This is a genomic window from Kitasatospora sp. NPDC001225, assembly GCF_053597855.1.
Genome location: NZ_JBSFJC010000001.1, coordinates 1 through 14934, shown reverse-complemented (window position 1 = coordinate 14934; position 14934 = coordinate 1). Strand labels below are relative to the sequence as shown.

The following is a 14934-nucleotide window of genomic DNA, read 5'->3' as shown; positions in this document are numbered from 1 at the left end:
GGGGACGAAGCTCTTCGCGGCGGTCACAACGGGCTCGGGACCGGTCAGGACTTCTTCTTCGGCCGCTGGCCGCCACCGCGCTTCGGCTGCTGCCGGGTGCCCTGCTTGGTACCGGCGGGCTTCGCCGCGGCCTGCTTGGCGGCCGCCGACTTGGCACCGGAGTCGGACGGCACGCTGTCGGACGGAGCCGTGTCGGCGGCTTCCTCCGCCTGGCTGTCCTTGTCCGGCTCGCCGGTCGGCTGTCCGACACCGGCCTGCTGGCGCTGGGCCTTGCTCTGCCGACGGGGCTGCTGGCGGCGCACCTGCACCGACTCCTCGACCACCGCGGCGGCGCTGGCCGCCTCGCTGACGGCCGCCTTGGACGGGGGCAGCATGCCCCAGAGCGCGCCCTTGATCTCCGTACCGTCCGGACGCAGCCGGCCGGCCTTCTTCAGACGGGCCTGACGCTCCTCGAAGGCCTTGCTGCCCGGGGTCGGGTTGTTGTGGATCACGACCAGCTGCTGGCCCATCGACCAGACGTTGGTGGTCAGCCAGTAGACCAGGACACCGACCGGGAAGTTGATGCCCATCACGGCGAACATGATCGGGAAGACGTACATCAGCATCTTCTGCTGCTGCATGAACGGCGTCTTCACCGAGAGGTCGACGTTCTTGGTCATCAGCTGGCGCTGGGTGACGAACTGCGACAGCGACATCAGGATGATCATCACGGCGGTGACGATCTTGACGCTGGTCTCGGGGCTGCCCACGAAGGTCGCGGAGAGCGGGGCACCGAAGATGTGCGCCTTGCCGGCGCTCACCAGCAGGTCACCGTGGATGACGCCGATGTCCTGGCCCTTGGCGACCTTGGCGAGCACCCCGTAGAGCGCGGTGAAGAACGGCGCCTGCACGATGATGGGAAGGCAGCTGGAGAACGGGTTGGTACCCGCCTCCTTGTACAGCTTCATCATCTCTTCGGACTGGCGCTGCCGGTCGTTCTTGTAGCGCTCCTGGATGGCCTTCATCTTCGGCTGGATCGCCTGCATGGCCCGGGTCGCCTTGATCTGCTTCACGAAGAGCGGGATCAGGCAGATCCGGATGACGACCACCATCGAGGCGATGGCGAGACCCCAGGCCCAGCCACCGTCCGGGTTGAAGATGTGGCTGTACAGCGAGTGGAACTGGACGATGATCCAGGACACCGCTGTGTACAGGGGATTCAGGAAGGAGAAGGTCACCGGTCAGGCTCCTTGGACAGGTGGATTGGCCGCACGGGGCCAATGGTCGCCGGGCCCTCGGGGTCCGGACCGGCGGGGGTGGCGGTCACCGGGTCTCCGGTGGCGGACCGGCTCTTCAGCCAGTCTCGCAACCGCCGGTGCCACACCGGATGCTTGCGCGGCGGGACATGATCGACCCCACCGGGCGTCCACGGATTGCAGCGCAGGATGCGCCACACGGTCAGCCCACCGCCCTTGACCGCTCCGTGCACCTTCACGGCCTCGTAGCCGTAGTGCGAGCAGGAGGGGTAGTAACGGCAGACCGGACCGAGCAGTGGGCTGATGGTCCACTGGTAGACCCTGATCAGACCCATCAGCAGGTACTTCATCGACCTGCTCCCGTCGGCGCCGTGGCGGCGGGCTCCGTCCTCAGCAACCGCTTCAGTGCCGCGTCCAGGTCACGTTCGAGGTCCTGGTACGAGGCGGTCGCGGCCTGGGGCAGCGCACGCACCACTATCAGGCTACCGGCGGGCAGCCTGGAGAGACGATCACGAACGAGATGGCGCAACCGGCGCTTGACCAGGTTGCGAACGACCGCCGGGCCAACGGCCTTGCTCACGACGAAACCCGCACGCGCCGAAGGAGTCCCCTCGGCGACGTGCGGGCGGGAGTCGCTGGTCCGGTCGGTCTGCCCCTGCGGGTCACCGTCTCTGCTGAGATGGACGACCAGAAGGGGCCGGCCGGCCCGGCGACCGCGTTTCACCGCGGTCGCGAAGTCCTGGCGCCGCCGCAGCCGATTCTCGGAGGGCAGCACAACAGACTCTGGCGCGGATCAGGCGGACAGGCTGCTGCGGCCCTTGCCACGGCGGGCGGCCAGGATGGCGCGGCCGGCGCGGGTACGCATACGCAGCCGGAAGCCGTGGGTCTTCGCGCGACGACGGTTGTTCGGCTGGAAGGTGCGCTTGCTCACTCGGGGGCTCCTGAGGTGAATCGTAGGATGACGGGGAATCGCTTGGCCGTCACCGTGCGTCCGCGTGATCTCCCCTGATTCGGAAATCCGGCCCATCGCCCCAGTTCGGCTGGGGTTTGAGGCAATCCACGGCGCCCGTGCTGCGCGCCTTATGGAGCGGGTGGACCCGCGGACATGCGGCAGCGGCCATCGACAACTCGACCTGGTTACGGTACGCGGGACGGGGCACGGGGGTCAAACCAGCCGTCTCTCGCCCGTCTTACCCACAGCCTGTGGACAACGACTTGATCCGTCCCTGTTCGCTGACTACCGTTGCAGAACTTGTCTGGTTTGTTCTTGGAAAGCGTGCACCAGTGGCTGATGTCAACAGCGACCTCGTCCCGGTCTGGGCCAGGGTCGTCGAGCGGCTGGTCGCCGACCCCGATGTCGGGGAGATGGACAAACAGTGGGTGCAGCGCACCCAGCCGATGTGGATGATGCACGACACCGCCCTGCTGGCGACCCCGAACGAGCGGGCCAAGCAGGTGCTGGAGGGCCGGCTGCTGCCGCAGCTGACCGAGGCCCTCAGCCGTGAGCTCAGCCGCCCGGTCCGGATCGCCGTGATGGTCGACGCCAACGCGGTGCCGACCACCCCCGCACCCGCCCCCCAGGCCCCCGCCGAGCCCTACCCGGGCCCGGCCGAGGACGACACCCCCGGCTACGGCGGCCAGGGCTACCAGCAGCCGTACGAGCACGGCCAGCCCTACGAGCAGCCGCAGCCGTACGAGCAGGGCCAGGGGTACGAGCAGGACTACGAGCGCCCCCGCTACGACACCGGCGGCTACGAGCAGCGCCAGGCCCCGTACGGCGGCCCCGGCGGCGGGCCCGGCTGGCAGGGCTACCAGGAGCAGCCGCCCGGCTACCGCGACGCGGAGGAGCCCGCGTCCCGTCCGGCGCCGCGGCCCGTCCCCGGCCCGCCCGCGACCACCCAGGGCGACCTCTTCGGCGGCGCCTACGGCCCCGGCCCGAACGAGCAGCCCCGCACCGGCGCCGGCCGTCGGGCCGGCGGCTCCCGCCCCACCGGCGGCCGCCCGGCCGAGAAGGCCGCCCCGGAGCGCTCCGCCGAGCGTCCCGGCGTCCCCGGCGTGCCCGCCCCGCCCGGCGCTCCCCCGGCCGGCGGCTCCCGCAAGGACGAGCCGGCCGCCCGGCTGAACCCCAAGTACCTGTTCGACACCTTCGTCATCGGCGCCAGCAACCGCTTCGCGCACGCGGCGGCGGTGGCGGTCGCCGAGGCCCCGGCCAAGGCGTACAACCCGCTCTTCATCTACGGCGAGTCCGGGCTGGGCAAGACCCACCTGCTGCACGCCATCGGGCACTACTCGCGCAGTCTCTTCCCGGGCACCCGGGTGCGCTACGTGTCCTCGGAGGAGTTCACCAACGAGTTCATCAACTCGATCCGGGACGGCAAGGCGGACACCTTCCGCCGCCGCTACCGGGACATGGACATCCTGCTCGTGGACGACATCCAGTTCCTCGCGAGCAAGGAGTCCACGCAGGAGGAGTTCTTCCACACCTTCAACACCCTGCACAACGCGAACAAGCAGATTGTCCTCTCCTCGGACCGGCCGCCCAAGCTGCTGACCACGCTGGAGGACCGGCTGCGCAACCGCTTCGAGTGGGGTCTGATCACCGACGTCACCCCGCCGGAGCTGGAGACCCGGATCGCGATCCTGCGCAAGAAGGCGATCCAGGAGCAACTCAACGCTCCCGCCGACGTGTTGGAGTTCATCGCCTCCCGGATCACCCGCAACATCCGGGAGTTGGAGGGCGCGCTGATCCGGGTGACCGCCTTCGCCAACCTCAACCGGGCCCCGGTGGACCTGGAGTTGGCCGGGATCGTCCTCAAGGACCTGATCCCGGGCGGGGACGAGGACGCCGGCCCGGAGATCACCGCGCAGGTCATCATGCAGCAGACCGCCGCCTACTTCGGCCTGGGCGTGGACGACCTCTGCGGGTCCTCGCGCAGCCGGGTGCTGGTGACGGCCCGGCAGATCGCGATGTACCTCTGCCGCGAGCTCACCGACCTCTCACTGCCGAAGATCGGCGCGCAGTTCGGCGGCCGCGACCACACCACGGTGATGCACGCGGACCGCAAGATCCGCTCGCTGATGGCCGAGCGGCGCTCGATCTACAACCAGGTCACCGAACTCACCAACCGCATCAAGAGCTAGCCGGAGCAGGCACGGCGGGGCCCCGGGTCCGAAGTCGGGCCCCCAAGGGCGTCAGGAGCGAATCCTGACGCCCTTTCTCGTGTCCCCAGGTGTGCGTCGCGCGCCGGCTGGGCAGGGATGCCCTCGACGAACGGTCCGCCAGTCCACAGCCCGCGCCGAACAACTGACCGGTGATTCGAAACCCGGGGGCGCGCAAGGCCGTTGTCCACAGGACAGGCCCCTCCGCCGCCGTCCACAGGGTGGGGAGTGCGGAGTTATCCAGAATTCGTCCACAGGCCCGTCGCCGCTACGCTCTTCCGCGCAGGTCAGGTGCCTGTGGACTTGTGCACAACGGTTATCCACAGGGTGTGGACAATTGACGGGTCCACAGTGGGCCGTCCGGGTTATCCACCGGTTGTCCCCAGGGGAGGACCGGTTATCCCCAGGTTGTCCACAGCGGCGTCCACAGTTCGACAACCGTGGGCTGGCGTTCATACCCTGGTGTGAAAGGCGTCACGTAAAGTTGACCGGCGCCCGTGGATAACCGGGCCCGGATCTGGGGACAGCCCTGGGGATAACCTGTGGATACCCTGCGTGCCCTGTGGGTAACGCTCGGCTGTCCACAGCGCGGCCTGCCCGTCCACAGCCGCCGTCCACACCCGCTGTGGACAAAATTCGGGCTCTGACCTGCGGAAACAGGGTTATCCACGGTTTCCACAGGCCCTACTACTACCACTACACATTTAGACCCCGGACTTGCTTTCAAAGTGGGTGGGCCCCGAATCTGTGGACAACCGGGCCCCGACAACAGTTCGGGTCGCTTCCGCCCGTCTGCCCCGTCTGTCGGCGGAGTACGTCAGACTGTCCTTGCGACTGGAAGCGGAGTGACCGAGCTCGGTGGACAGCCGAACCGACGATCAAGATCAGACGAACCAGAGTGCGAGCGGGAGCGCTCGATCCAGGAGGCGGTTACCGGTGAAGTTCCGGGTGGAGCGTGACGTCCTCGCGGAGGCGGTGGCCTGGGCTGCCCGCAGCCTCCCGGCACGGCCGCCGGTGCCGGTGCTGGCCGGCCTGCTGCTGACCGCGCAGGAGGGCAGCCTGGCGCTGTCCGGCTTCGACTACGAGGTCTCGGCCCGGGTCGAGCTGGAGGCGGACGTCGAGGAGGCCGGCACCGTCCTGGTCTCCGGCCGGCTGCTGAACGACATCTCCCGCAACCTCCCCAACCGGCCGGTGGAGATCTCCACCGACGGCCAGCGGGTCAGCGTGGTCTGCGGCAGCTCCCGGTTCACCCTCCCCACCCTCCCGGTGGACGAGTACCCGGCGCTGCCCCAGATGCCGACCGCCACCGGCACCGTCTCCGGGGACGTCTTCGCCTCGGCCGTCAGCCAGGCCGCGGTCGCCGCCGGCCGGGACGACACCCTCCCGGTGCTCACCGGTGTCCGGGTCGAGATCGAGGGCGACCGGATCACCCTGGCCGCCACCGACCGCTACCGCTTCGCCGTCCGCGAGCTGCTGTGGAAGCCCGAGCAGTCGGACATCTCTGCCGTCGCGCTGGTCCCCGCCAAGACCCTCCAGGACATCGCCAAGTCCCTGGGCAGCGGCGACAACGTCTCCATCGCGCTCTCCTCGGGCGGCGCGGGCGAGGGCCTGATCGGCTTCGAGGGCGCCGGCCGCCGGACGACCACCCGGCTGCTGGAGGGCGAGTTCCCCAAGTTCCGCAGCCTCTTCCCGACCGAGTTCAACGCGATCGCCGCGATCCAGACCCAGCCCTTCCTGGAGGCGCTCAAGCGCGTCTCGCTGGTCGCCGAGCGCAACACCCCGGTCCGCCTCAACTTCGAGGAGGGCGTGCTGACGCTGGAGGCCGGTTCGGGCGACGACGCCCAGGCCACCGAGCGGATCGAGGCCTCCCTGGAGGGCGACGCCATCTCGATCGCGTTCAACCCGGGCTACCTGGAGGAGGGCCTCAAGGCCATCGACTCCCCCTTCGCCCAGCTCAGCTTCACCACCCCGACCAAGCCCGCGCTGCTCAGCGGCAAGGTCTCGGTGGACGCCGAGGAGGACAAGGCCTACCAGTACCTGATCATGCCGGTCCGCCTCTCCGGCTGATCCCGCCCGTCCTTCGGCCACAGGCTGTGCACACCCGCTGTGCACAGCCTGTGGCCGTCTCCCCCGGCCGGCCCCGACCGCAGCCGGGCGGGGCCGCTCCAGCGCGTAGGCTCAAGGAGTGCGGCAACGGCGCCGCCGGCAGGCACGTCACCACAGGTAAGGACTTGGTCATGGAGCTCGGCCTCATCGGTCTCGGCAAGATGGGCGGCAACATGCGCGAGCGGATCCGCCGCGCCGGCCACACCGTCATCGGCTACGACCGCAACCCTGACATCTCCGACGTCGAGAGCCTCCAGGAGCTCGTCAGCAAGCTCCAGGGCCCGCGCGTGGTCTGGGTCATGGTCCCGGCGGGCGCCGCCACCCAGGCGACCGTCGACGAGCTCGCCGAGCTGCTCTCCCCCGGCGACGTGGTGGTCGACGGCGGCAACTCCCGCTGGACCGACGACGTCAAGCACGCCGAGGCGCTGGCCGCCAAGGGCATCGGCTTCGTGGACTGCGGCGTCTCCGGCGGCGTCTGGGGCCTGGAGAACGGCTACGCGCTGATGTACGGCGGCGACGCCGAGCACGTCGCGAAGGCCCAGCCGGTCTTCGACGCCCTCAAGCCCGAGGGCGAGTTCGGCTCGGTGCACGCGGGCGCGGTGGGCGCCGGCCACTTCGCCAAGATGGTCCACAACGGCATCGAGTACGCGATGATGCAGGCCTTCGCCGAGGGCTGGGAGCTGCTGGAGGCCGCCCCCGAGGTCACCGACGTGCGCGACGTCTTCCGCAGCTGGCAGGAGGGCACCGTCATCCGCTCCTGGCTGCTGGACCTGGCCGTCCGCGCCCTGGACGAGGACGAGCACCTGGACAAGCTGCGCGGCTGGGCCGCCGACTCCGGCGAGGGCCGCTGGACCGTCGAGGCCGCGATCGACCACGCCGTGCCGCTGCCGGCGATCACCGCCTCGCTGTTCGCCCGCTTCGCCTCCCGCCAGGAGGACTCGCCGCAGATGAAGATGATCGCCGCGCTGCGCAACCAGTTCGGCGGCCACGCGGTCGAGTCCAAGTAACCAGCAGGTCCTCCCCAAGAAGGCGGGCGCAGTCCACAGCCATGCACGTCGCGCACCTGTCGCTCGCCGACTTCCGGTCGTACGCCCGGGCCGAGGTTCCCCTCGACCCGGGCGTGACCGCCTTCGTGGGGCCCAACGGCCAGGGCAAGACCAACCTGGTCGAGGCGATCGGCTACGTGGCCACCCTGGGCAGCCACCGGGTCGCCACCGACGCCCCGCTGATCCGGCTGGGCGCCGAGCGGGCGGTGGTCCGCACCTCGGTGGTGGACCGCGGCCGGTCCACCCTGATCGAGCTGGAGCTCACCCCGGGCAAGGCCAACCGGGCCCGGATCAACCGCTCCGACAACGTCCGCCCGCGGGACGTCCTGGGCCTGCTGCGCACCGTGCTGTTCGCCCCCGAGGACCTCAGCCTGGTCAAGGGCGACCCGGGTGAGCGGCGGCGCTTCCTGGACGAGCTGCTGACCGCCCGGGCACCCCGGCTGGCCGGGGTGCGGCAGGACTACGAGCGGGTGCTCAAGCAGCGCAACGCCCTGCTGAAGACCGCCGCGATGGCCCGCCGGGCCGGCGGCGGCAAGGGCGCGGACCTGTCCACCCTGGAGGTCTGGGACGGCCATCTGGCCCGCGCGGGCGCCGAGTTGACGGCCTTCCGGATCCAGCTGGTGGCCGCCCTGCAGCCCCTGGTGGCGGCCGCGTACGGGCAGCTGGCCCCCGGCGGCGGCGAGACCGCCCTGGAGTACCGCAGCTCCTTCGAGGGCGAGCTGCCGACCAGTCGCGAGCAGGCCGAGGAGCAGCTGCTGAACGCGCTGCAGGCGGTCCGCAAGCAGGAGGTCGAGCGGGGTGTCACCCTGGTCGGCCCGCACCGCGACGAGCTGGGGCTCAAGCTTGGCCCGCTGCCCGCCAAGGGCTACGCCAGCCACGGCGAGTCCTGGTCGTTCGCGCTGGCGCTGCGGCTGGCCTCGTACGAGCTGCTGCGCGCCGACGGCGGCGAGCCGGTGCTGATCCTGGACGACGTGTTCGCCGAGCTGGACGCCGCCCGCCGGGACCGGCTGGCCGAGCTGGTGGCCGGCGGCGAGCAGGTGCTGGTGACCGCGGCGGTCGCCGAGGACGTGCCGAAGGCGCTGGCCGGCGCCCGGTTCGCGGTCTCCGACGGCGCGGTGCGCCGGGTCGACGCCTGACCGCGCCCCCGCGTCCGCACCGCTGCACACCCCTCCACCCGCACCACCACACCGCCGTCACCGGACCGCGACCGCTTCCGCGCACCGCGCGCCCCCGCCCCGGCCCGAGGGGCCCGGCGGCTCCCGTAGGCTGGACGGCTCGGCGGGCGCGCGACCGCGACCGTTGTCCACAGGCTGGGGAAAGGAGATCGCCGTGAGCGAGCCGGCGGAGCACTCCCCCGAGCCCGGTGCCCCGGCGCCGACCGGTGCCGACCTCGCCCGCTCCGCGCTGCGCGCGGCCCGGGCCCAGGCCCGTCAGCGCGGCGAGCAGGTCCGGGAGAAGCGCGAGGCGAAGCGGCACGGCCTGCGCAGCGGCGCCCGCTCGGACGGCCGCGACCCGGTCCCGCTGGGCGCGGCGCTCAACCGGCTGCTGACCGAGCGCGGCTGGGAGTCCTCGGCCGCCGTCGGCGGGGTGATGGGCCGCTGGCCGCAGATCGTCGGCCCGGACATCGCCGCGCACTGCCACCCCTCCTCCTACGACGAGGCCGCCGCGGTGCTCACCGTGCAGTGCGACTCCACCGCCTGGGCCACCCAACTACGCTGGCTGGCACGGCAGTTGGTGGCCCGTCTGAACCACGAACTGGGCCACGGGACGGTCCGGACCATCAAGGTGCTCGGCCCCGCGGCGCCCGCCCGCGGCTACGGCCGGCTGCGCGCGCCCGGGAGCAAGGGGCCGGGCGACACCTGGGGCTGACCGGGACCTCGGACGGCCGGCGGGGGCGCGGATCGGATGGCGATCTTCCGGAACCCCTGACAGCCCTTCCAGGCGCCCTGGGCCCCCCGGGCGAGTATCGGGACATGTCCCGAGGGGATTCAGGGCGGCATATCTGCCCTCAAGGGCTGCCAAACGCCCATCTCTGTCAGTCGTACCGGTAGACTGAAAGCCAAACACTGTTGCTAGTGGCAACCGAGTCGAAACGCTGTGGTCGCACGCCCGCCCGTACGGGGTGGGCATGCGACCCGTGCTGTGCCAGAGAGGGCGCTTCGTGGCCGATTCCGGCAACCCCAGCCAGACCCCAGACCAGTCCGAGCAGGCTTCCTACACCGGTAGCAACATCCAGGTGCTGGAAGGCCTCGACGCCGTCCGCAAGCGCCCCGGCATGTACATCGGTTCGACGGGCGAGCGCGGCCTGCACCACCTGGTGCAGGAGGTCGTGGACAACTCCGTCGACGAGGCGATGGCCGGGCACGCCGACACCATCGACGTCACGATCATGGCCGACGGCGCCATCCGCTGCGTCGACAACGGCCGCGGCATCCCGGTGGACATCGTCCCCGGCCAGGACAAGCCCGCCGTCGAGGTCGTGCTCACCGTCCTGCACGCCGGCGGCAAGTTCGGCGGCGGCGGCTACGCCGTCTCCGGCGGTCTGCACGGCGTGGGCGTCTCCGTGGTGAACGCGCTGTCCACCCGGCTCTCGGTGGAGATCCACCGGGACGGCCACATCTGGACCCAGGACTACAAGATGGGCGCGCCGACCGCCCCCCTGGTCAAGGGCGCGGAGACCGACCGCACCGGCACCACGGTGACCTTCTGGGCCGACGGCGACATCTTCGAGACCACCGTCTACTCCTTCGAGACGCTCTCCCGGCGCTTCCAGGAGATGGCCTTCCTCAACAAGGGCCTGTCGATCTCGCTGACCGACGAGCGCCCCGAGCACGCGGACGAGGAGGGCAAGCCGCTCACCGTCACGTACAAGTACGACGGCGGCATCGCCGACTTCGTCGCCCACCTCAACTCCCGCAAGGGCGAGGTCGTCCACCCCTCGGTGATCGACTTCGAGGCGGAGGACAAGGACAAGGCGATCTCGGTGGAGATCGCGATGCAGTGGAACTCCTCCTACACCGAGGGGGTCTACAGCTTCGCCAACACCATCCACACCCACGGCGGCGGCACCCACGAGGAGGGCTTCCGCGCCGCGCTGACCGGCCTGGTCAACCGCTACGCGCGGGACAAGAAGCTGCTCCGCGAGAAGGACGACAACCTCTCCGGCGAGGACATCCGCGAGGGTCTGACCGCGATCATCTCGGTCAAGCTCGGCGAGCCCCAGTTCGAGGGCCAGACCAAGGACAAGCTCGGCAACACCGAGGCCAAGACCTTCGTCCAGAAGGTCGTCCACGAGCACCTCAACGACTGGCTGGACCGCAACCCCAACGAGGCCGCGGACATCATCCGCAAGTCCATCCAGGCCGCCACCGCGCGCGTCGCCGCCCGCAAGGCCCGCGACCTGACCCGCCGCAAGGGCCTGCTGGAGTCCGCCTCGCTGCCGGGCAAGCTCTCGGACTGCCAGTCCAAGGACCCGTCCGAGTGCGAGATCTTCATCGTCGAGGGTGACTCCGCCGGCGGCTCGGCCAAGCAGGGCCGCGACCCGCGCACCCAGGCCATCCTGCCGATCCGCGGCAAGATCCTGAACGTCGAGAAGGCCCGGATCGACAAGGTCCTCCAGAACACCGAGGTCCAGGCGCTCATCTCGGCCTTCGGCTGCGGCATCCAGGAGGACTACGACGAGTCCAAGCTGCGGTACCACAAGATCGTCCTGATGGCCGACGCCGACGTCGACGGACAGCACATCCGCACCCTGCTGCTCACCCTGCTGTTCCGCTTCATGCGGCCGCTGGTCGAGTCCGGGTACGTCTACCTCGCCATGCCGCCGCTGTACAAGATCAAGTGGGGCAAGGACGACTTCGAGTACGCCTACTCCGACCGCGAGCGCGACGCGCTGATCGCGGCCGGGGTGGAGGCCGGGCGCCGGCTGCCCAAGGACGACGCGATCCAGCGCTTCAAGGGTCTCGGCGAGATGAACGCCGAGGAGCTCCGGGTCACCACCATGGACGCCGAGCACCGCCTGCTGCTCCAGGTCACCCTGGAGGACGCCGCCCGTGCCGACGAGCTGTTCTCCGTGCTGATGGGCGAGGACGTCGAGGCGCGCCGCTCCTTCATCCAGCGCAACGCCAAGGACGTTCGCTTCCTGGACGTGTGACGCCTGCACCGCAGGCCCCGCACGTTCCAGTCCGCGTGAAAGGAAACTGACCACCAGTGGTCGACGACAACCGTCCCGAAGGCGAACAGCCCGAGACCCCCGCAGCCGAGGGCACCGCCCAGGTGACCATGCGGATCGAGCCGGTCGAGCTCGAGACCGAGATGCAGCGCTCCTACCTCGACTACGCGATGAGCGTGATCGTCAGCCGGGCGCTCCCCGAGGTCCGCGACGGCCTCAAGCCGGTGCACCGCCGCGTGCTCTACGCGATGTACGACGGCGGGTACCGGCCCGAGAAGGGCTACTACAAGTGCGCCCGCGTCGTCGGCGACGTCATGGGCAACTACCACCCGCACGGTGACACCTCGATCTACGACACCGTGGTCCGCCTGGCCCAGCCGTGGTCGCTGCGGATGCCGCTGGTGGACGGCAACGGCAACTTCGGCTCCCCGGGCAACGACCCGGCGGCGGCCATGCGCTACACCGAGTGCAAGCTGATGCCGCTGGCCATGGAGATGATGCGCGACATCGACGAGGAGACCGTCGACTTCGCGCCCAACTACGACGGCCGCTCGCAGGAGCCGACCGTCCTGCCCGCGCGCATCCCCAACCTGCTGGTCAACGGTGCCACCGGCATCGCGGTCGGCATGGCCACCAACATCCCGCCGCACAACCTCCGCGAGGTCGCCTCCGGCGCGCTCTGGTACCTGGAGAACCCGGAGGCCTCCGCCGAGGAGCTGCTGGACGCCCTGGTCGAGCGGATCAAGGGCCCCGACTTCCCGACCGGCGCGCTGATCGTCGGCCGCCGCGGCATCGACGACTACTACCGCACCGGCCGCGGCTCGGTCACCATGCGGGCCGTCGTCGAGGTCGAGGAGATCCAGGGCCGCCAGTGCCTGGTGATCACCGAGCTGCCGTACCAGGTCAACCCGGACAACCTCGCGCTGAAGATCGCCGACCTGGTCAAGGACGGCAAGATCGCCGGCATCGCCGACGTCCGGGACGAGTCCTCGTCCCGCACCGGCACCCGCCTGGTGGTCGTGCTCAAGCGCGACGCGGTCGCCAAGGTCGTGCTGAACAACCTGTACAAGCACACCGAGCTGCAGACCAACTTCGGCGCCAACATGCTGGCCCTGGTCGACGGCGTGCCGCGCACGCTGTCGCTCGACGCCTTCATCCGGCACTGGGTCAACCACCAGGTCGAGGTCATCGTCCGGCGCACCACCTTCCGGCTGCGCAAGGCCGAGGAGCGCGCGCACATCCTGCGCGCCCTGCTGAAGGCCCTGGACCTGATCGACGAGGTCATCGCGCTGATCCGGGCCTCGGCCAGCGCCGACGCCGCCCGCACCGGCCTGATGGGCCTGCTCGACATCGACGAGCTCCAGGCCAACGCGATCCTGGAGATGCAGCTGCGCCGACTGGCCGCCCTCGAGCGCCAGCGGATCATGGACGAGCACGACGAGCTCCAGCGCAAGATCGACGAGTACAACGCGATCCTGGCCTCGCCGGTCCGCCAGCGGGAGATCATCTCCGAGGAGCTCACCGCGATCGTCGACAAGTACGGCGACGAGCGGCGCTCCACCCTCATCCCCTCCGACGGCGACCTCTCCATCGAGGACCTCATCGCCGAGGAGGACATCGTCGTCACGATCACCCGTGGCGGCTACGTCAAGCGGACCCGCTCCGACCTCTACCGCTCGCAGAAGCGCGGCGGCAAGGGCGTGCGCGGTGCCCAGCTGAAGCAGGACGACATCGTCGACCACTTCTTCGTGACGACGACCCACAACTGGATCCTGTTCTTCACCAACAAGGGCCGGGTCTACCGCGCCAAGGGCTACGAGCTGCCGGACGCCGGGCGCGACGCCCGCGGCCAGCACGTCGCCAACCTGCTGGCCTTCCAGCCGGACGAGCACATCGCCCAGGTGATGGCTGTGCGGACGTACGAGGACAAGCCGTACCTGGTCCTCGCCACCCGGGCCGGCCTGGTGAAGAAGTCCGCGCTCAAGGACTACGACTCGCCGCGCTCCGGCGGCCTGATCGCGATCAACCTGCGCCAGGACGAGGAGGGCCAGGACGACGAGCTGATCGGCGCCGAGCTGGTCTCCGCCGAGGACGACCTGCTGCTGGTCTCCAAGAAGGCCCAGTCGATCCGCTTCACCGCGACCGACGACGCCCTGCGCCCGACCGGCCGCGCCACCTCCGGCGTCAAGGGCATGGCCTTCCGCGAGGACGACGAACTGCTCTCGATGAACGTCGTCCGTCCGGGCACCTACGTCTTCACCGCCACGGACGGCGGCTACGCCAAGCGCACCGGGGTGGACGAGTACCGTGTCCAGGGGCGCGGCGGCTACGGCACCAAGGCGGCGAAGATCGTCGAGGGCCGGGGCTCGCTGGTCGGCGCGCTCGTGGTCGACGAATCCGACGAGATCATGGCGATCACCCTCTCGGGTGGGGTGATCCGCACGAGGGTTTCCGAGGTTCGTGAAACCGGACGTGACACCATGGGCGTCCAACTGATCAACCTCGGAAAGCGCGACGCGGTCGTGGGCATGGCCCGCAACGCGGAGGCCGAGGACGAGGAGACGGCGGAGGACGAGGTGGCGGGTACCGAGTCCACCGAGACGGCCGAGGGAGCGGAGACGGCGGTCGACGGAGACGTCGAGGCCTGAACCGAACCGCAGACCGGTGCCGCCGCGTCCAGAGTATGGATGCGGCGGCACCGGACGCCGACCAGTTCCGGGCAATCCCGCCGGGCGCTGGATGACGAGTGACGAAGCAGGGCGGCGCCGCCGTCCTGGTGGGAAGTGCGGGAGGACCAGGTGAGTGGAGCCACGGGTGCTGCGGGAGGAACCTCCGGCGGCCGTCCGGGCGCGCAGGGCGGGGGTGCGTACGGCGTTCCGCAGCCGCCGACCGAGCACTCGGCCGCGTCCACCTCGCTGATGCCGCCGGCCGGTGGAGCGGGCCAGAGCGGTGCGACCTACGGGGGGCAGACGCCCGCGCCGCCGAGCGGCCAGGCCGGCTTCTCGCAGCCGACCACGTACGCCAAGGGGCAGCCGACCCCGGCCCGGGGCACCCGGAGCCCGGGCCACACCCCGGCGGGCGGGACCCCGGTCGGGGCGACCCCGGCCGGCGGCACCCCCACCGGGGCGGCGCCGCCCACACCACGCGGAACGTCCTGGGCATCCAGGTGCCGATGGCCACCGCCGTGGCGGACGTGGCGGCCGCCCGTCGCGACTAG

General features: G+C 70.5%; 11 protein-coding genes and 1 pseudogene. 7 read left to right on the top strand and 5 right to left on the bottom strand.

Annotation, left to right across the window (positions count from 1 at the left end; all coding sequences use genetic code 11):
- Positions 1 to 44: 44 nt before the first annotated feature.
- From yidC to rpmH, 4 genes are read right to left on the bottom strand one after another with little or no spacing between them, the layout of a single operon-like run.
- A complete protein-coding gene (yidC, locus tag ACWDCZ_RS00060) occupies positions 45 to 1217 on the bottom strand; it encodes a membrane protein insertase YidC (protein WP_449814796.1) in 1173 nt (390 codons plus the stop codon).
- A complete protein-coding gene (gene yidD, locus ACWDCZ_RS00055) occupies positions 1214 to 1585 on the bottom strand; it encodes a membrane protein insertion efficiency factor YidD (protein ID WP_049655851.1) in 372 nt (123 codons plus the stop codon). The genes yidC and yidD overlap by 4 nt, the downstream gene beginning before the upstream one ends.
- Entirely contained in the window at positions 1582 to 2010 is a 429-nt protein-coding gene (gene rnpA, locus ACWDCZ_RS00050) for a ribonuclease P protein component (protein ID WP_049655849.1), read from the bottom strand. Before rnpA ends, yidD begins: the two co-directional genes overlap by 4 nt.
- Positions 2011 to 2028: 18 nt before the next feature.
- A complete protein-coding gene (gene rpmH, locus ACWDCZ_RS00045) occupies positions 2029 to 2166 on the bottom strand; it encodes a 50S ribosomal protein L34 (protein ID WP_030305394.1) in 138 nt (45 codons plus the stop codon).
- A gap of 353 nt (positions 2167 to 2519) precedes the next feature.
- Here rpmH and dnaA point away from each other — a divergent pair, with 353 nt between their 5' ends.
- The 7 genes from dnaA (at position 2520) to gyrA (ending at position 14365) form a co-directional block, all read left to right on the top strand.
- Positions 2520 to 4376, top strand: a complete 1857-nt coding sequence (gene dnaA, locus ACWDCZ_RS00040; protein ID WP_074001899.1) for a chromosomal replication initiator protein DnaA — start codon at positions 2520 to 2522, stop codon at positions 4374 to 4376.
- 954 nt (positions 4377 to 5330) lie between these two features.
- Complete coding sequence (gene dnaN / locus ACWDCZ_RS00035; protein ID WP_074001900.1) at positions 5331 to 6461, top strand: DNA polymerase III subunit beta; 1131 nt, start codon at positions 5331 to 5333, stop codon at positions 6459 to 6461.
- A gap of 170 nt (positions 6462 to 6631) precedes the next feature.
- The gene (gene gnd / locus ACWDCZ_RS00030; RefSeq protein ID WP_049654622.1) at positions 6632 to 7507 is read left to right on the top strand and encodes a phosphogluconate dehydrogenase (NAD(+)-dependent, decarboxylating); all 876 of its coding nucleotides are present in this window, start codon (positions 6632 to 6634) and stop codon (positions 7505 to 7507) included.
- A 41-nt stretch (positions 7508 to 7548) separates the two neighbouring features.
- The gene (gene recF, locus ACWDCZ_RS00025; RefSeq protein WP_049654621.1) at positions 7549 to 8682 is read left to right on the top strand and encodes a DNA replication/repair protein RecF; all 1134 of its coding nucleotides are present in this window, start codon (positions 7549 to 7551) and stop codon (positions 8680 to 8682) included.
- 193 nt (positions 8683 to 8875) lie between these two features.
- Complete coding sequence (locus tag ACWDCZ_RS00020; RefSeq protein ID WP_049654619.1) at positions 8876 to 9415, top strand: DUF721 domain-containing protein; 540 nt, start codon at positions 8876 to 8878, stop codon at positions 9413 to 9415.
- A 259-nt stretch (positions 9416 to 9674) separates the two neighbouring features.
- Positions 9675 to 11699, top strand: a complete 2025-nt coding sequence (gyrB, locus tag ACWDCZ_RS00015; protein ID WP_369808323.1) for a DNA topoisomerase (ATP-hydrolyzing) subunit B — start codon at positions 9675 to 9677, stop codon at positions 11697 to 11699.
- Between the two features lie 56 nt (positions 11700 to 11755).
- Entirely contained in the window at positions 11756 to 14365 is a 2610-nt protein-coding gene (gene gyrA, locus ACWDCZ_RS00010) for a DNA gyrase subunit A (RefSeq protein WP_049654618.1), read from the top strand.
- A gap of 308 nt (positions 14366 to 14673) precedes the next feature.
- On the opposite strand, the pseudogene ACWDCZ_RS00005 reads toward gyrA, so the two are convergent.
- Positions 14674 to 14934 (bottom strand): annotated as a pseudogene (locus ACWDCZ_RS00005) (hypothetical protein); the annotation flags it as partial.

Excerpts from the sequence above, each read along its gene's own strand:
- gnd (WP_049654622.1), top strand. The coding sequence starts at position 6,632 with ATGGAGCTCGGCCTCATCGGTCTCGGCAAGATGGGCGGCAACATGCGC.
- gyrB (WP_369808323.1), top strand. The coding sequence starts at position 9,675 with ATGCGACCCGTGCTGTGCCAGAGAGGGCGCTTCGTGGCCGATTCCGGC.
- recF (WP_049654621.1), top strand. The coding sequence starts at position 7,549 with ATGCACGTCGCGCACCTGTCGCTCGCCGACTTCCGGTCGTACGCCCGG.
- yidD (WP_049655851.1), bottom strand. The coding sequence starts at position 1,585 with ATGAAGTACCTGCTGATGGGTCTGATCAGGGTCTACCAGTGGACCATC.